The sequence below is a fragment of the Rheinheimera soli genome, from assembly GCF_031457405.1.
Taxonomy (GTDB): Bacteria; Pseudomonadota; Gammaproteobacteria; order Enterobacterales; family Alteromonadaceae; genus Pararheinheimera; species Pararheinheimera soli_A.
In genome coordinates, this window is sequence record NZ_JAVDWR010000010.1 from 35,680 (window position 1) to 52,712 (window position 17,033).

General features: G+C 48.4%; 12 protein-coding genes. 5 read left to right on the top strand and 7 right to left on the bottom strand.

The features are described from left to right. Positions 1 to 63 precede the first annotated feature (63 nt). Entirely contained in the window at positions 64 to 954 is an 891-nt protein-coding gene (locus tag J2W69_RS14065) for an ADP-polyphosphate phosphotransferase (RefSeq protein WP_310279598.1), read from the bottom strand. Next, entirely contained in the window at positions 951 to 2,636 is a 1,686-nt protein-coding gene (locus J2W69_RS14070; RefSeq protein WP_310279600.1) for a Na/Pi cotransporter family protein, read from the bottom strand. Before J2W69_RS14070 ends, J2W69_RS14065 begins: the two co-directional genes overlap by 4 nt. A gap of 460 nt (positions 2,637 to 3,096) precedes the next feature. On the opposite strand from J2W69_RS14070, the gene J2W69_RS14075 reads away from it, so the two are divergent. Next, the gene (locus J2W69_RS14075; RefSeq protein WP_310279602.1) at positions 3,097 to 4,344 is read left to right on the top strand and encodes an MFS transporter; all 1,248 of its coding nucleotides are present in this window, start codon (positions 3,097 to 3,099) and stop codon (positions 4,342 to 4,344) included. A gap of 53 nt (positions 4,345 to 4,397) precedes the next feature. Here J2W69_RS14075 and J2W69_RS14080 read toward each other — a convergent pair whose 3' ends face one another. The 5 genes from J2W69_RS14080 to J2W69_RS14100 form a co-directional block, all read right to left on the bottom strand. After that, positions 4,398 to 5,906 carry a tryptophan halogenase family protein gene (locus J2W69_RS14080; protein WP_310279604.1) on the bottom strand — a complete coding sequence of 503 codons (1,509 nt, stop codon included), beginning with the start codon at positions 5,904 to 5,906 and terminating at the stop codon, positions 4,398 to 4,400. Then, entirely contained in the window at positions 5,906 to 7,402 is a 1,497-nt protein-coding gene (locus J2W69_RS14085; protein ID WP_310279606.1) for a putative 2OG-Fe(II) oxygenase, read from the bottom strand. The genes J2W69_RS14080 and J2W69_RS14085 overlap by 1 nt, the downstream gene beginning before the upstream one ends. Positions 7,403 to 7,510: 108 nt before the next feature. Next, positions 7,511 to 9,994, bottom strand: a complete 2,484-nt coding sequence (locus tag J2W69_RS14090) for a TonB-dependent receptor domain-containing protein (protein ID WP_310279608.1) — start codon at positions 9,992 to 9,994, stop codon at positions 7,511 to 7,513. A gap of 246 nt (positions 9,995 to 10,240) precedes the next feature. Next, on the bottom strand, positions 10,241 to 11,134 hold the full coding sequence (locus J2W69_RS14095) for a sugar phosphate isomerase/epimerase family protein (protein ID WP_310279610.1): 894 nt from the start codon (positions 11,132 to 11,134) through the stop codon (positions 10,241 to 10,243). Between the two features lie 45 nt (positions 11,135 to 11,179). After that, a complete protein-coding gene (locus J2W69_RS14100; protein ID WP_008897568.1) occupies positions 11,180 to 12,193 on the bottom strand; it encodes a LacI family DNA-binding transcriptional regulator in 1,014 nt (337 codons plus the stop codon). A gap of 365 nt (positions 12,194 to 12,558) precedes the next feature. Between J2W69_RS14100 and J2W69_RS14105 the strand changes: the two genes are divergently transcribed. From J2W69_RS14105 to J2W69_RS14120, 4 genes are all read left to right on the top strand, one after another. Then, positions 12,559 to 13,725 (top strand): Gfo/Idh/MocA family protein, encoded by a 1,167-nt coding sequence (locus J2W69_RS14105; protein WP_310279612.1) that lies wholly within the window; start codon positions 12,559 to 12,561, stop codon positions 13,723 to 13,725. 67 nt (positions 13,726 to 13,792) lie between these two features. After that, the gene (locus tag J2W69_RS14110; protein WP_310279614.1) at positions 13,793 to 14,851 is read left to right on the top strand and encodes a sugar phosphate isomerase/epimerase family protein; all 1,059 of its coding nucleotides are present in this window, start codon (positions 13,793 to 13,795) and stop codon (positions 14,849 to 14,851) included. 45 nt (positions 14,852 to 14,896) lie between these two features. Continuing rightward, complete coding sequence (locus J2W69_RS14115; protein WP_310279616.1) at positions 14,897 to 16,132, top strand: nucleoside permease; 1,236 nt, start codon at positions 14,897 to 14,899, stop codon at positions 16,130 to 16,132. Continuing rightward, a complete protein-coding gene (locus tag J2W69_RS14120) occupies positions 16,129 to 17,031 on the top strand; it encodes a hydroxypyruvate isomerase family protein (protein ID WP_310279618.1) in 903 nt (300 codons plus the stop codon). Before J2W69_RS14115 ends, J2W69_RS14120 begins: the two co-directional genes overlap by 4 nt. The last annotated feature ends 2 nt before the right edge of the window (positions 17,032 to 17,033 follow it).

The window sequence follows — 17,033 nt, forward strand, 5'->3', positions numbered from 1 at the left end:
GTTAATACTGTATATCGCACTAACCAATAGGGTGAGCAGCCCCCCAGCTCCCAACCACCAAAACTAAAGCTCACCCTGCAGCAACTTAGTGCGAATTTCTTCTAACTCTGCCCGGCGCGCATCAGTGGTTTGTGGGTAAGCTAAATCCAGTTTGGCCAGAGTTTCGTTAATAATGGCGGAAATGATTAAGCGGGCATTTTTCTTATCATCGGCCGGTATCACATACCAGGGCGCAACTGCTGTGCTGGTATTGCTTAAACACTCGGCATAGGCACTCATATAACTGTCCCAGTGTTGGCGTTGTGCTGTATCGGCTTCGGAGAACTTCCAGTTTTTGTCGGGGTTGTCGATGCGGTCGAGGAAACGGCGGCATTGTTCTTCTTTAGACAGATGCAAAAAGAACTTGATGACCTTGGTGCCGTTGCGCACCAGATGAGCTTCAGAGCCAACAATAGAGCGGTAGCGATCACGCCAGAAAGGCCCGGAGTTAAGGTTTTTGTACGGCAGTTTTTGCGCCTCTAATAGCTGGGGTTGCACCTTTACTATCAGCACTTCTTCGTAATAAGAACGGTTGAAAATACCTATTTGCCCACGCTCGGGCAGGGCGCAATGGCTGCGCCAGAGAAAATCGTGATCCAGTTCAGTAGCACTTGGGTGTTTGAAACTGTGTACCCGACAGCCTTGTGGGTTAATGCCCGACATCACATGGCGAATAGCGCCGTCTTTACCTGCAGCATCCATCGCCTGAAAGATGATCAGCAAGGAATAACGGTTGTCGGCATAAAATAATTCCTGAGCTTTTTTCAGTTTATCGGTGCTGTCGCTCAGCTGTTTTTTATAATCTTTTGAGGAGCTGTAGAATGGTTCTGCCAGCGTGGCATGCTGGTGCAAATCCAGTTTAGTACCTGGGGCTACGGCATAATCTGCACTGCTGATCGTCGGCTTGTTTTTCATTTGTCATCACTCGCTTGAGGTACATTTGGGTACTGATCTGTATTCAGAGTTTTATTCAAATCGGCCTCTGAAACAGGATGGATGGCGACAGCTTCTGAGTTCTGACTGGTGTGAAACAACAGTCCGGCTTTGATACCTAGTTCTATGGCGCGACGACTGAAGTCCAGGCCTTCCAGCATAGTTTCCAAATCGACCAGTTGCAGGTTGCCCCGGACTGCCGCTTCCAGTAATTGACGGCGCGCATCGCGGTGGGCGTTGCGCAGTGCTTCAACCCGTTCGCGGGCCTGCAAATGATCGCCAGACAGCTCCGGTTCCAGGCAGCGCTCTGCCTGTTCTAATAATGTGCTCACAGCCACTTTTTCTGCGCCAGAGAGCAGTACCTGGTCTTGTGCCAGCCGGCGCAAACCTGGAGCCAACTGAGCAGACTCCTGATAATAACGCGCGGCGTAGAGAGCGCTGGCCAGCTCATTGGCTGTGCTGTGTTCCATCGCATCCGGGCGTATACCAGTGATAAAGTTTGCTATGGCTGCGCCCAATGTATGGATTGCTTCAGCGCGGCGCTTTAGTTCAGGTATGGAGTGGGGGCCGCTGAGGGCATCGCGTAAAAGGCAAACCAGAATATCGGACAAGCGCATCAGTTCTTGCTTCAGTGCTGATACCGCCAATACTGGTGTGCCACTGAGCGTGGCATCCAGATACTGTGGGCGTTCAATATCTTCTTCCGCACTGTGAAACAGCCGCTCCAGCAGGCTGGCGAAACGATTGGCCAGCGGCAGCATAATAATCACTCCCAGCAGATTAAACAGGGTGTGAAAAAGTGCCAGCAGGGCAGTGGGGGTGCTTTCTATATCCAGTGCATCACCCAGCAGGTTAACCAGACCAAGCATCAGTGGCAGCATGCAAAGGGCGACTATGCCAGTGATCAGGTTAAAGCCTATATGACTGAGTGCAAGGCGTTTAGCCGCTGGTGTGGCCTTGAAGGTTGCCAATGCAGCAGTGGATGTTGTGCCCAGATTGGCACCGATGACGGCGGCGGCGGCCCCTTCAAAGCCGATAATGCCTCCGGCAGAAGCTGTGAGTATGATGGCGATAGCGGCACTGGAAGATTGGGTCAGCAGGGTGGCCACAAAGCCGATCAGGATCATGCCCGCCCAGTTAGTACTTACTCCCGCGCCCAGATTAGCGCTGAAACTGCTGGCTATGCCTTCGAAAGCCTCTTTGAGTAAATCTAAACCGAGAAAAAACAGGCCAAAGCCAGTGAGCGCATCGCCCAGGCCTTTCCAGCGTGTGGATGATGCCATCAGACGTAAACCAACCCCAACCACAAGAATGGGCAGCGCCAGTGCTTCTATTTTGAAACCAAAGCCCACCAGACTGACCAGCCAGGCTGTCATGGTAGTGCCAACATTGGTACCAAAAATAACCCCCATCGCCTGACGTAAGCTGAGGATCCCGGCGTTGACAAAACCTATAGTGGCAACTGTCACTGCACTGGAAGACTGCACCAGCCCTGTCACCAGAATACCCACCCCAACGCCGCGCCAGGGGGTTGATGTCCAGTTACCCAGTAAATGTTTAAGGCGGTTGCCTGCAAATAAGGTCAACCCTTCGGTCATCAGACGCATAGCCAATAAAAACATGGAGAGGCCGCCAAGGGCCTGAATGATTGTATTTATATCCACAGACAACTCCTGGTCGTGGTAAAAGGGATAGGAGATCAATGCTTTATAGCATGGATCCTGTGCCGGCGGCACCTTGTTGTATCGTTACTGTGGCAGGGGCGTGAGGAGGCAGGCAATAACTGCAGGGTCTTCAATGCGGGTGATGATCTTGAAGTGGCCCCTGCGGCTCTGTCACAACTGCACTGTCACTATGAACCTTCCTCCTTCTCCCAGCTGAAATAAATTTACCCTATAGTTGAATTTTTATATTGCCACTTAAACGATTAAGTTGTAGTTTTAAAGCTCAATTAAAAAGGAATAATCGGACATGCCGGATGACGTTGTCATTGTGCCCTGGGGAGGGTAAAGCGTGCCGGATACCATGGAAGCCGACTACACTCAGCCTTGAGCTGATTGGGGTTGTACTTCCTGATAAAAATCAGCATCGATAAAATCGAATGCGTTATGACAGGGTAGATCAATGCAACAAGTTCACACTTTAGAAGCCAGCTCGCCACCTTCACCCACAGCAGCGCTGCCGCCCAGTGCTTTTACTCAGGTGAAATGGATGACCTGCCTGATGTTTTTTGTTTTTGCTATGACCACAGATGCGGTGGGCGTCATTATTCCGCAAGTGGTAGCGCAGTTTCAGTTGAGCCTCACCGAGGCCGCCGCTTTTCACTATGTGCCTATGTTATTTATTGGTTTATCCGGTTTGTTTTTAGGCCGGTATGCCGACCGCTTTGGCCGAAAAAAAGTCATTCTTGCTGGTTTGGCTTTGTATGCCATTGCTTGTGTGGCCTTTATTTTTGGCGAAAGTTTTTTGTATTACCTGTTGTTGTTGGGTGTCAGTGGTTTAAGCATAGGTTTGTTTAAAACCGGCGCTTTGGCTTTAGTGGGCGATGTGAGTCCTGATGCCAACAGTCACACCAGACTGATGAACAGGGTGGAAGGCTTTTTTGGCTTAGGTGCAATATTTGGCCCTGCTCTGGTTGGTTTATTGATAGCGGCGTCACTGGACTGGACCCAACTTTATCTGCTGGCCGGGCTGATTTGTGCTCTGTTATTGGTGATGGCGTTACGACTGGATTATCCGGCTTATCAGCCCCAACAACAAAGTTCAATTTGGCAAAGTCTGGCCTTGGTGAAAGATAAACATGCGCTGGGGTTTTCGCTGGCGATCGCTTGTTATGTTGCCACTGAAGTCGCCATTTTTGTTTGGTTGCCAACCTTATTGCAAAGTTATGATGGCAACTTCACTGTGCTGGCCGCCCATGCCATTACAGTGTTTTTTATTCTGCGTACCGCAGGGCGTTTCCTGGCCGAGTGGTTGCTGCTGCGTTTTAACTGGACAGCGTTATTAGCCTGGTTTGGCAGTGCCATTTTTATCTGTTTTGCTTTCAGCATGTATTACGGTGTCGCCGCTGCCTTATGGCTGATGCCGCTATCCGGACTTTTTATGTCGATGATGTACCCCACGTTAAATTCTAAAGGTATCAGCTGCTTTCCACGCCAGCAGCATGGCGCGGCTGCAGGTTTAATTCTGGCTTTCACCGCTTTAGCTGCTGCTTTAGGGCCTTTACTGATGGGCTTGGTGGGGGATGCTATGGGGGATATGCGTTATGGTTTTTATCTGGCAACAGGCTTTGCTTTGCTGTTAATGCTGGGGCTGTGGTGGAACCACTTTGTTCAACCTGCTGCCAGACGTTTAGCGCTGGGCCATGATTAAGTTTTAGCAGGTTTTACAACAAAGGCAGCCCTGGCCTGTCTTTGTGTTTTAGCTCAGAGCGGGGCGGCTTTGCAGTATTTGTCTATGTATTGCTGATGAGTTGGCAAAGACAAAGCCGCAGCCTGCATCGCCTGACTAAGTTTAGCTAAACGTTCTGCGCCTTCAATGCTGCGGTAGGCCAACACAGCGTCCGTTTTTTGTGGCGTATTAAACTGACCTATATGCACAGCCAGCCAACTGGTGTTGCCAAATAAATCCATTTCGCCCGGTATTAACCGGCCCTGACGTTTAAATTGCTCTATCCGGTAATGGAGCGAGTCTGGTACTGGCATAGCCGCGCAATAACGCCACAATTCGCTGTCATCCCGCTCTGTCAGTTTGTAATGCAGAATGATGAAATCGCGGATATTTTCTATTTCGCGAATAGCCACTCTGTTGTATTCCTGCGTCAGCAAAGGGTCAAAGTCTTTATCCGGAAACAGTGCCAGCAGCTTGGCGATGCCCGCCTGAATTAAATGAATACTGGTGGACTCCAGCGGTTCCAAAAAACCACTGGCAAGGCCTATAGCCACTACGTTTTTATTCCAGAACAAGTTACGCCGCCCTGTAACAAACTGCAGCATTCGGGGTTCAGCTAAAGCTTTGGCATTCAGATTTTGCAGCAAAATATCCTGAGCCTGCTGCTCGCTCATAAAGTGATTACTGAATACATGGCCATTGCCGGTGCGGTGTTGCAGCGGAATACGCCATTGCCAGCCAGCTGCATGAGCTGTGGATTTGGTGTAAGGAGTAAAGTCGCCACGCTCACTGGGTACTGCCCAGGCTCTGTTGCATGGCAGCCAGTGTGACCAGTCCTGATAACCGGTTTTTAATGTGTCTTCAATTAATAAACCGCGAAAACCAGAGCAATCGATAAACAGCTCTCCTTCCACCAACTGACCGTTATCCAGCTGTACTGCTTCAATAAAACCCGACACCGGGTTTTGTTTTACAACGCTGATTTTTCCTTCGATACGCAGCACGCCTTTGGCTTCTGCATACTGGCGTAAATAGCGGGCATAGAGGCCAGCGTCAAAATGATAGGCATAATCATGGGTAGATAACACATGGCGTGGATCCGGGACAGGGGGTGCAAAACGGCCCTGCTGTGCTGCCACCCAGGCCATAGAATACTGATCAAAAGATCCGGCTTTGCCCACAGCTTTAGCCTGCAACCAGTGATGATGCAGGCTAACCAAATCAAACTGTCGGCCATAGCTGCCAAAAGGGTGGAAATAACTGTGGTTTTGTTTTCCCCAGTTGATAAATTCAATACCAAGCTTAAAAGAGCCCTGAGTGGCGCGGATAAAGTCGTTTTCGTCTATGCCCAGGCTTTGGTTAAACAAGCGAATGGGCGGAATAGTAGCTTCGCCTACTCCTACTGTGCCTATTTGCTCTGATTCAATCAACCTAATGTGGCAGCCCTGCTGCAATGCATTACTTAAGGCTGCTGCTGTCATCCAGCCTGCAGTGCCGCCGCCAACTATCACTATTTTTTTTATGCTGTTGTTTTCAGAATGCATTATCTGGCCGCTCCGCTGCTAAAAGGCTGAGGTTCAATATCAAAGGCTAAAGTTAAACGTTCACCCGACTCAAAAGGCACAGTGTTGTGCCATAAGGTGGATGGAAATAACACCAGGGTACCAGCTTGTGGTTGATGCTGAAGTTGAGGATCTAATGACAGTTGAAGCTCCGCAGGTGGCGCGCCAAACTGCAGCCAACCCGCAGGCGCTTGGCCCAGCTGTTCTGCGGCTGGGATCTCAAGATGCAAAGCAGCACTGATCCAGCCAGATGGATGGGTATGGCTGACATTAAAACCCTGAGTTTTTAATAAAGTGGACCAACTGCCGGAAAAGCGACAGCGGCCCTGCAAAGCCCGGTCGCGTGGCCGCGCTAAAAATGGATCTGTGGTTGCTGTATCGGGCAGTTGTTGCACGTAGCTTTGCACTGCGGCTTTTAGTTTTTGTTTTAATTGTTGCAGCGGCATTTCATGGCGCAGCAGAATATTCTGGTCGGTTTGGGTACCACCCCGCACTGATTGTTCAGCAAAAGCTGCTTTGGCTTTATGTAAAGAACGCAACACAGTGCACAACTGATGTAATTCGGTGCTGCTTAACTGCACATCAAAAGCCTTGATTGGCACAGCTTCTGTACTAAGGCCCTTGGCTCTGTCATCACCAAGTAAGCGCCAAATCAGCGAGATATAAGGCCAGAATACAGCTGCTGATGCAGTTTCAAGCCAGGGCAGGGCGCTTAGTTCAGCCGCCTTCACATCGCCCTGACGCAACTGATAACGGACTAAAGCCATAGCCCGCACTGGATCTTGTATTTGGTTTGTTTCTGTAAATAACAGCGCCGCTTTGCTGGTATCGCCTGATTCTGCGGCGACAAAAAGCCTGGCTAAGGTCAGTTGCTTTTGCTTGCCACAACATTGTTCTGCTAAAGCTAGAACCTGCTCGCACTTTTGCCATTGTTTGAGCTGAGCATAACAGCGAAACCAGTCCAGCCAGAGTGCCAGGTTCTGAGGTTGTTGTGTACAGGCTTGCTGATAGCTATCGCTAAAATGAATGGCATCACCTGATGTAAACCTCATACTGCTTAGCAGTTTATGACCGTCCAGCCACAGCGGATGGGCGGCCAGATTTTGTATTAAAAGTTGCTCCGCCAGTTGCTGTTCACCATCAGCGGCCAAAGCCAAGGCCAAACCACGGTACGCATGTAAATCGGCCGGAGTCAGACTGGTGAGTTCATAAAAACTATCTACTGCGGAATAACCGGAAAAAAACTGGCTTTGGGCCAGCGCCATCAGGGGTGAAGCATCTGCAGGCTGTAAAACTGTGGCCTTGCTAAAGGCCAAAACTGCTTCTGGTTCAAATTGTTCTTCATGCCAGGCAAAACCTGATAATTTCCAGGCGATAAAATCGTCCGGCACCAGCTCAAGATGCTGACGCAGCAGCGGTATGGCCAGATCGGCCCTGCCTTGTTGCAGATGCTGTTGTGCCAGTTGAACTCTGGTCATGCCTTGTCCTTGAAACAAATGGAGCAATAAGCGATAAATTGAAAAAGCTGGTAAAGCAGTTCTTACTTTACCAGCTGTTATCTTTTTTGCTTGTGCCTGAACTACAGCTTAGAAAGTGACAGTCACTGAGGCTGTGGCTGTGCGGCCAATCACTGGATTACCAGAGATCACAGTCGGATTGACTGAAGCGTCTGCCAGAGCACCATTACCACGGATATCAAACTCGTCTGTCAGGTTATACACCTGAAAGCCAAATTCCAGATTATCAGTTGGGCTGTATCTGATGCTGCCCCCTAAAGTGTAGTTATCCGGATATTCATTGCCGGCGCCATCAATAGCTGTGGTCTGGCCTGTGATATTTAAACCTGCAACCCACTGATCATTAATATGATAGTTGGAGGATAAGGTATAAATTAAATCAGGGATACCATCAGCGCGAGTCCAGTTGGTTGCGCCTGCTGATAGTTTTTCGGCGTCTGAATAAGTGGCATTACCCACCAGCGAGAAGTCGCCAATCCGCACTGTACCCAGAATTTCAGCGCCCTGAGATTTGTATTCAGCATCAATCACACAACCACCTGCCACACCACCACAGCGGGTTGCAGATAACTCATAAGTGCTTTGTTTAAAGTCACCTTTAAGTAAAGTCAGCTCAAAAGTGTAATACCCATCCATCACTTCACCGCGGCGTTTTACACCCAGCTCATACTGATTAACAAAGTCGACTGCTGACGTCTGACCTTGCTGATTCAGCGAACCATCGGCATTAATTTTGCCGCTGACAGTCTGACGGTCGCCATTAAAACGACCACCTTTGGACGCCCGGGTAAAGAGGCTGGTGTCTTCGTTGAGTTTATACAAACCACCTACTGTCCATGAGGTGTAACTGACGGAATAGTTCAGGTTTTCACGGGCACCATTGGAGGTAAGGGTTGGAATAGCAACACCATCTACCACTGTAGTAAAGACGTCGCCACCAGCAGCTGTCCAGCCTGAAGCGTCAACCGTATCGCGGCGTACACTGGCATCCACTGTATAAAGGTCTGTGTCAAAATCCAGCGCCAGATAAGGGGCTGTGTCTGTGTAGGCTAGGTCGTAATCACGGGCATTGGCACTGCCCCAGTTGTCGTTAAAGCCTGCAATGCCATTCGCAGTCAACTGATTGCCTGCGTCATCAAATAAGTCCAGCATAGCCGGGTTATTGCCGCTGAGTTCAGAATAGGTTCTGTTGGTATGCCAGTCTGCTGCCACATTCTGATTCATATAAAAATAACCAGCACGGGCGGTAAAGGTGTTATCACCTAAAGCAAATTCTTTAGAGATGGCTAAATCGTTGACCAAACTGCCGACATCACGAATGTTGGTGTTTACATTAGTGTTGTTGTTCAGATAAGGCGAATTGTATAGCTGGCCTGCATTAGGGCCGTTGGCAAAACGAATACTGTCGACTACTGCGCCATTGACTGTTGAGCCTAAAACACTGGCTGTAGTGGCTGCATTAAAGAACGGTGAAGTGAAGCCCCCGCTCATATCAGTCCAGCGCATTTTGTTGTCCAGTACTATCTCGTTTTTAAATTCGTAATGCAGTTCATTGCCCAGTGAAAACGACTTTGTAGTAATGCCTGACATGTCTACACGCTCTGTGACACCATCACGGTTAACGATCAGGAATTCCTGATTGTGGATAGAGTAGTTGGATTGGTTGCGGCCATCAAAACCAGGGTAAGGGCGTAAATCAGTGAAGCTGCTGCCATCATAGTTGGCCAGTGCAGGAGCACCTGTGTAATTTGGCTCCTGAGTGTCAGCTACTTTGACTAAAAACCGGATGTAACTCATTTCGTCTTCAAAGAACTTAGTGACGTTGGCTTTTACCTGCGCACTTTCGCTGACATTAAAAGCAGCGTCCAGTGGGCCTTTGCCTTGTTTAACATAACCACCTATATGGAAGTTAACGCTGTCGCTGGCTGCACCACCGTAACGGAAATCAACTTTTTTCTCGTCGTGGCCTACGCCCGTATTCAGGCGGATCAAACCACCGTCTGTGTCACCATAATTACTGATGTAGTTGATAATGGCACCAGGTGACTGAGAGGAAAAGGTTCCGGCTGTACCACCACGTACCCCTTCCACTCTGTCGACGCTGGAATCAAAGCGGGTCCAGTAGTCGTTATTACCAAACTGCAAGTCACCAAACAGCACTGTAGGTAAACCATCTTCCTGAATTTGCACAAAAGGTGAACCACCAGTAGCTACTGGTAAACCCCGAACTGCAATATTGGAGTTACCACCAGGGCCAGCAGTGCCTGCCACCTGAATGCCCGGGATCATACGGAATACTTCAGCTTCTGAGCTTGGCTGGAAGTTTTTGATCATTTCTGCATCTACGCTGGTTACCGCAATAGCAGATTCAATCTGGGTACGGCCCGGCACACTGCCTGTGACCACTATGGTTTCAAAGGCTTGGGTTTCAGCTTTTTCTGTGCTTGCTGTTTCAGTAGCAGCACTTTGAGCCCAGACTGGGCCAGCTGCAATAAGTGAAGATGCGAATAATACCTGCCGTACTGCGATTGAAACTTTCTGTTGCTTGAACATTGTATTTGCCCCCTGTCGGGTAGAATCTTAATCGATTAAGTTTTGTTTTTATAAAAAAGCAACTGCCAGCTTTTTTGCTATAGAGTCGCTTTTTTTAATCATTGGATGAAGTTTTTTAATTCATCTCTTAATCGTTTTACTTCTGAATTAAACTGATGTCAAGTCTGTCCATAAAATAATCAATCCTAAAGCCGGAGTTTGCTGCACAATGCCCGGCTTTGATGATTGCTTTTACGCCTTGTCAGATCAGGCTAAAAGCGTGCTGAGTGCACTAAAACCCTGACGAATGGTTTCTATTCTGTTGTCGGTTTGGTCACGTTCGACAAAAGCGTGTTTTAAACCTGCCTGATTGGCTTTAGCAAAAATAGGTTTGAAATCAATCACACCTTTGCCTACGTCTGCAAAACCACCGGCTTTGTCCATGTCTTTGACATGCCAGAGCGGGAAACGGCCAGGATCTCTGGCAAATAAATCCAGGGGGTTCAGACCGGCTTTCACTACCCAGTATAAATCCAGCTCCATTTGTACCAGTCTGGTCTCTGTCTCATTGAGCAATACGTCATAAGGAACTTCACCGGATAATTTAAAAAACTCAAAGTCGTGATTGTGGTAAGTCAGCTGCATACCTGCGGCCTGAATTTTTTCGCCTGCTTTGTTTAAAAACGCTGCTAAGGCTTTGTATTGGTCAATAGTTTTACGTTGTTCATCTGTCAGGTAAGGCAATACTATAAATTTGTGACCCATGATCTGGGCTTGTTCTATGACCAGATCCAGATTTTGTTGCATCACTTCCAAAGGGACATGGCCTGATGGAGCATTGAGGCCTTCGTTATCCATGATGTGTTTTATTTGTTTTGGCGTTTGATCAAAATAACCGGCAAATTCAAGTTGGGTATAGCCCACACCAGAGACCAGTTTTAACGTATCGGCTACACTTTGTGACATCAAATCGCGCAGCGTATAAAGCTGCAGGCCGGGCACCACTTTGGCTGGAGCTGCTGTGGTGTTAGTTTCTGCTGAGATAGGCAAGGACGCCAGGCCTAAACCCGCAATACCCAAAGCGCTGAGTTTCAGAAATTGCCGTCTTTGCTGATCCAGCAATTGCGGTTTTTGTTTGACGATCGAATGGTCGTATGGCATAGGTTGCTCCTGCTCTGGTGGCGTCAGCCAGCCGGTTAAATAAAGTCAGCTGAACCCTGCGGGAGCAGGACCTGTGCTGGCACGTTGGATCAGGTCAAAAGGTAAAATGACTTTAGGTGCTTTACCCAGGCGACCTTCGAGTAAATCTATTAATAAGCTGACCGCTGTACTGCCAAATTCTTCAGCGGGCTGAGCTATGGTGGTCAGTGGTGGATCGGCAAAAGCGGCAAAAGAAATATCATCAAAACCAGCCACAGACAGATCACCAGGTACAGTAAAGCCCTTTTGTTTAATAGCCTGGATAGCTCCTATGGCCATTTCATCGTTTTCACAAAACAGGGCGGTAGGAGGCTTTGGCAAGGCCAATAATTCGGTGGCGGCTTTATGGCCCGATTGCAACGTAAAATCGCCCGGATAAAGCAGGCTTTCATCAAAAGCGACACCTGCAGCATCTAAAGCATCACGATATCCCGCTACCCTGTCGCGGGTCAGTGGGCTGCGTGGTGGGCCTTTGATCATGGCTATACGTCTGTGGCCCAGTTCCAGTAAATGTTCCGTCATAGCGCATGCTGCTGCTCTGTTATCCAACAGCACAGTAGGGCAGGCGATGCGGTCCAGCACTTCACAGGCATTGACCATAGGCAATACAGTGCCGGTTTTCATTTCCAGCTGAGCAAAAGGATTGTAAGCCCGCAGCTGAATTAAGCCGTCCGCTTGTGAGGTGTGCACCATACGGGCATAACTTTGTTCCATCTCCTCGTCAGCAAGCGTATTGCATAACAACAAGGAATAACCTTTGTCGTGGGCCGCTTGCTGCATGCCGCTGATCACCCGGGCAAAAAATACGTTGGCAACAGTAGGCACCAACACCACCAGATTACGGGTTTTGCCGGAGCGAAACTTCACAGCCATCAGATTAGGTTTGTAGCCCAGCTGTTTGACGGCAGTCAGTACTTTGGTGCGGGTTTTTAAAGACACCAGATCAGGTTGTTGCAAGGCTCTGGATACTGTGGCCACTGAAACACCGGCTTGTTGTGCTACATCACGAATATTGGACATGAATACTTTTCATCTTATGAATTTGCTCTGGATTTTATCTGGATATTCACTACTGTGCATCTGTTTAGCCTGCTGATCTTCAGCAGGCAATTTTTATAAAACTGCTGATGTAACCGATATCATTTATAAATCACTTTATTGCAAAAGTGAAGACGATTTTAACAAAAGCTGTTCGCTTATTTAGTGCAAATGCTCTTATTTGGTGCGGTGTTTTTCGGCTTTTGTGTAATTAAAGTGCAAAATTTGCGACAAATAACGGATTTTCTATTGACGACACAAAATGTAATCCGTTACATTTTTTATAGCTTCGATTTTTGATCTACAGTCTGAACTGCGTATCAGGCTGTACAGCACAAGGAAAAACCATGAAAGCTGCAGGCAAGCAAAAAATCCGCATGGGTATGGTAGGGGGCGGTGAAGGCGCTTTTATTGGCGCAGTGCATCGTCATGCTGCTGCTCTGGATGGCCAGATTGAACTGGTATGTGGCGCTTTTAGCCGGGATGCCGGTAACAACCAACGTACAGGTGACGAGTTGTGTATCAGTCCAGACCGCCTGTACAGCGACTGGCAACAATTACTGAAACAAGAAGCAGCGTTGCCGGAAACAGAGCGCATGCAGTTGTTAGTGATAGTCACGCCGAACCAATTGCATGTGCCCATCAGCCGCGCTGCTATAGCCGCAGGTTTTCATGTGTTTTGTGAGAAACCAGCTGGGGTCACGCTAGCTGAAACTCAGCAACTGGCGGTGGATTTAATTTCCGGTAACAGCCTTTATGGTTTGGCGCACACTTACCTTGGTTATCCTATGGTGTGGCAAGCCAAAGAGCTGGTGCAAAACGGTACTTTGGGCACTCTCCGCAAAATTTTTGTTGAATACCCACAAGGCTGGCTGACCGAAGATTTAGAAAGCAGCCAGAACAAACAAGCGAGCTGGCGTACTGATCCGGCCCAGGCCGGTGCCAGTGGTTGTATGGCTGATATTGGTACTCATGCTTTTGGTATGGCTGAATTTATCAGCGGCCAGCATATCACCGAAATTTGTGCCGAACTCAAAAGCCATGTGCCTGGCCGACGGCTGGACGATGATGGTGCCGCTTTATTCCGCACTGATGGCGGAGCCAGTGGTGTTTTGCTCGCCAGTCAAATTTGTGCCGGTGAAGAAAACGCACTGAAAATCCGTATTTATGGCGATAGAGGTGGACTGGAATGGCAACAAATGGAACCTAATACCTTAGTGGTAAAACCTCATGGCGCTCCTGTGCAGGTATTGCGTGCCGGAGCCGGTCAGGCTGGTTTAGGCGCTGAAGCTTCACGCCGCTGTCGTTTACCAGCAGGTCATCCGGAAGGTTATCTGGAAGCTATGGGCAATTTATACCGTGATTTTGCTGCTGCTATTCGCGCTGGCGAAAAAGGAACTCCGAGCGGTGTACCAGGTATTAAGGCCGGCATGCGTGGTATGGCTTTTATTGAAACTGTCAGCAGCAGTCAGAGCAGCAATGAAAAATGGCTGTCTTTGCCTGTCATCGACTAGGCCGTTTTTCACTGACTAAGCAGTGTTCAGTTTTTGATTTGCCAGAGTGCTGGCCCAAGGAATACGAATGAATAAGATGAAAGGTCCTGCCATATTTTTGGCTCAGTTTATGGGCGATGAAGCTCCCTTTAACCATGTGGTTAGCATGGCTAAGTGGGCGGCCGATTTAGGCTACAAAGGCATTCAGGTGCCAACCAATAATCCGGCCTTTTTTGATCTGGAATTAGCGGCCAGCAGCCAGGCCTATTGTGATGATATTTTGGCGCAGTGCCGTGCTGTGGGTGTTGAAATCACAGAGCTGTCGACTCATTTGCAGGGCCAGCTCGTGGCTGTGCATCCGGCTTATGACGAGTTGTTTGATAACTTCGCACCTGAAGCTTTGCGTGGTAAACCGGCAGAACGCACAGAATGGGCTATCAAGCAGCTGAAACTGGCTGCCAAAGCCAGTCAGAATTTAGGCTTAACAGCTCATGCTACTTTTTCCGGCGCTTTGCTCTGGCATTTAGTTTATCCGTGGCCACAACGTCCGGCAGGCTTAGTGGAGCAGGGTTTTGCTGAGCTTGCTAAACGCTGGTTGCCTATTCTTGATGCGTTTGACGAAGCAGGTGTGGATGTCTGCTACGAAATTCACCCTGGCGAAGATTTGCATGACGGTGCCAGTTTTGAACTGTTTTTAGAAGCCACCAACAACCATCCGCGCGCCAATATTCTGTTTGACCCAAGCCATTTTATGCTGCAACAGCTGGATTATTTAGATTTTATCGACCGCTACCACAGCAGAATCAAAATGTTTCATGTCAAAGATGCTGAGTTCCGTCCTAATGGTCGCAGCGGTGTGTATGGCGGTTATCAGGATTGGGTGAACAGACCGGGGCGTTTCCGTTCTTTAGGTGACGGTCAGGTAGATTTTAAAAGTATTTTCAGCAAATTAACCCAATATGGTTTCGACGGTTGGGCCGTGCTGGAATGGGAATGTTGTTTAAAAGATTCAAGCCAGGGCGCACGCGAAGGGGCTCCATTTATCGCGTCTCACCTGATTGAAAAAGCCAGCAGAGCCTTTGATGACTTTGCCGGAGCAAAAACAGACGAGGCGCGTAATCGCCGGATTTTGGGTTTAAAGCCGTAATCGCATAAAAATAATAAGCACCGCTCTTACATAACGGGGAAGACGATGAACAATATAAAAATACGCTTGTGCAGCATGATGTTTTTACAGTTTTTTATCTGGGGTGGCTGGTTTGTCACTTTAGGTACTTTTTTAAGTCAGAATCTGCAGGCCACAGGCCCACAAACAGGTATGGCTTTTTCAACTCAGTCCTGGGGCGCCATTATTGCGCCCTTTATAGTCGGCTTGATAGCCGACCGTTTTTTTAATGCTGAACGTTTATTGGGGGTGCTGCATTTAGCTGGTGCTGTTTTATTGTACTTTATGTATCAGGCCGCTGATTTTACGACCTTTTATCCACTGGTTTTAGGCTACATGCTGGCTTATATGCCAACACTGGCGCTGGTGAACTCTGTGTCTTTTGGTCAGTTAAAACAACCTGAACTGGAATTTGGTCAAATTCGTGTCTGGGGCACTATTGGCTGGATAGCTGCTGGTTTAGTCATTAGTTACGCTTTTGGCTGGGATGCTCAGCAAGCAATCGCAGATGGCGCTCTGAAAAACACTTTCCTGATGTGTGCTGTGGCTTCGTTAGCTTTAGGTTTATACAGTTTTACCTTACCTGCAACGCCACCTGCTGGCCGTGGCCAACAATTAAAATTAGGTGAGCTACTGGGCTTGGATGCCCTGGCCTTATTAAAAGATCGTAACTTCGCGTTGTTTTTCTTAGCTTCAGTGCTGATTTGTATTCCACTGGCCTTTTATTACCAGAATGCCAATCCTTTCCTGACCGGCATAGGCGTGGAAAATGCGACAGGCAAAATGACCTTAGGCCAGGTGTCTGAAGTGTTATTTATGCTTGCATTGCCAGTCTTTCTGAATCGTTTTGGCATTCGCTGGACCTTATTAATAGGTATGGCCGCCTGGGTATTACGTTATGTGTTGTTTGCTTATGGTGATGCCGGGCAGGGCTTATGGTTGCTGGTCATTGGTATAGCGTTGCACGGTATTTGTTATGACTTCTTTTTTGTCTCCGGCCAGATTTACACCAACAGCAAAGCTGGCGTAAAAATCCGTAGTGCAGCTCAGGGCCTGATCACGCTGGCTACTTACGGTGTAGGTATGCTGATTGGCTTTAGCGTTGCAGGCCACATTACTCAGGCTTACAGCAGCGCTGAAGCGACAGACTGGACTTCGATCTGGTTGTTCCCTGCAGGTTTTGCCGCAGTCGTGCTGGTGCTCTTTGCGCTTATTTTTAAAAACGAGCCATTGCAACAACAAGCAGAGGACAAACAGCCATGAGCCGGACTTTGCCCCGTCGTGAACTGTTAAAACAACTGGCAGCCGGGGCACTTGGTGCTTCGGTGCTGGGTTCTGGTTTATTGCTAAGCGGCTCTGTATTGGCTGCTCCTGTCAGTGGCGCTGCACTTAAAGGCAATATCCGTCATTCGGTCAGTCGCTGGACTTATGGCGATTTATCCATCGAAGAGCTTTGTTTGCTGGTGAAATCTTTAGGTTTTACGGCCATAGACTTAGTAGGGCCAGACGACTGGCCTGTATTAAAAAAACATGGTGTCGACAGCTCTATGTGTAATGGCGCTGAGCTGAATCTGGAAGATGGCTGGTCGGATCCGAAGTTTCATCCAGAGCTGATAAAACGCTACCAAAACCACATAGATTTAGTGGCACAAGCTGGTTATAAAAACCTGATTTGTTTTAGCGGCAATGCCCGTGGCATGGACAGAGAAACAGCCTTACAAAACGCAGTGAAAGGCTTAAAACAGATTTTACCTCAGGCTGAAAAACGTGGTGTGGTGCTGCAAATGGAGCTGTTTAACAGCAAAGTCGACCATCCGGACTATTTGGCCGATGGCACAGCCTGGGCTATTGAGCTTTGTAAGCGACTGAACTCACAGAACTTTAAGCTTTTATACGACATCTACCATATGCAGATTATGGAAGGTGACATTATCCGCACCATTAAAGATAACCATCAGTATTTTGGCCACTACCACACTGCAGGTGTGCCGGGTCGCCATGAAATTGATGACTCGCAGGAGCTGAACTATGTCGCTATAGCCAAAGCTATTCGTGATACAGGTTTTAGCGGCTATCTGGCACAGGAATTCGTGCCAACACCCAAAACTAAAGAAGGCAGGGCGCAGTCGCTGGCTCAGGCTATTCGTATTTGTGACGTATAAAC

Bases quoted from the DNA above. Each gene is read 5' to 3' on its own strand.
- J2W69_RS14065 (WP_310279598.1), bottom strand. From the start codon at position 954: ATGAAAAACAAGCCGACGATCAGCAGTGCAGATTATGCCGTAGCCCCA.
- J2W69_RS14075 (WP_310279602.1), top strand. From the start codon at position 3,097: ATGCAACAAGTTCACACTTTAGAAGCCAGCTCGCCACCTTCACCCACA.
- J2W69_RS14080 (WP_310279604.1), bottom strand. From the start codon at position 5,906: ATGCATTCTGAAAACAACAGCATAAAAAAAATAGTGATAGTTGGCGGC.
- J2W69_RS14085 (WP_310279606.1), bottom strand. From the start codon at position 7,402: ATGACCAGAGTTCAACTGGCACAACAGCATCTGCAACAAGGCAGGGCC.
- J2W69_RS14090 (WP_310279608.1), bottom strand. From the start codon at position 9,994: ATGTTCAAGCAACAGAAAGTTTCAATCGCAGTACGGCAGGTATTATTC.
- J2W69_RS14095 (WP_310279610.1), bottom strand. From the start codon at position 11,134: ATGCCATACGACCATTCGATCGTCAAACAAAAACCGCAATTGCTGGAT.
- J2W69_RS14100 (WP_008897568.1), bottom strand. From the start codon at position 12,193: ATGTCCAATATTCGTGATGTAGCACAACAAGCCGGTGTTTCAGTGGCC.
- J2W69_RS14105 (WP_310279612.1), top strand. From the start codon at position 12,559: ATGAAAGCTGCAGGCAAGCAAAAAATCCGCATGGGTATGGTAGGGGGC.
- J2W69_RS14110 (WP_310279614.1), top strand. From the start codon at position 13,793: ATGAATAAGATGAAAGGTCCTGCCATATTTTTGGCTCAGTTTATGGGC.
- J2W69_RS14115 (WP_310279616.1), top strand. From the start codon at position 14,897: ATGAACAATATAAAAATACGCTTGTGCAGCATGATGTTTTTACAGTTT.
- J2W69_RS14120 (WP_310279618.1), top strand. From the start codon at position 16,129: ATGAGCCGGACTTTGCCCCGTCGTGAACTGTTAAAACAACTGGCAGCC.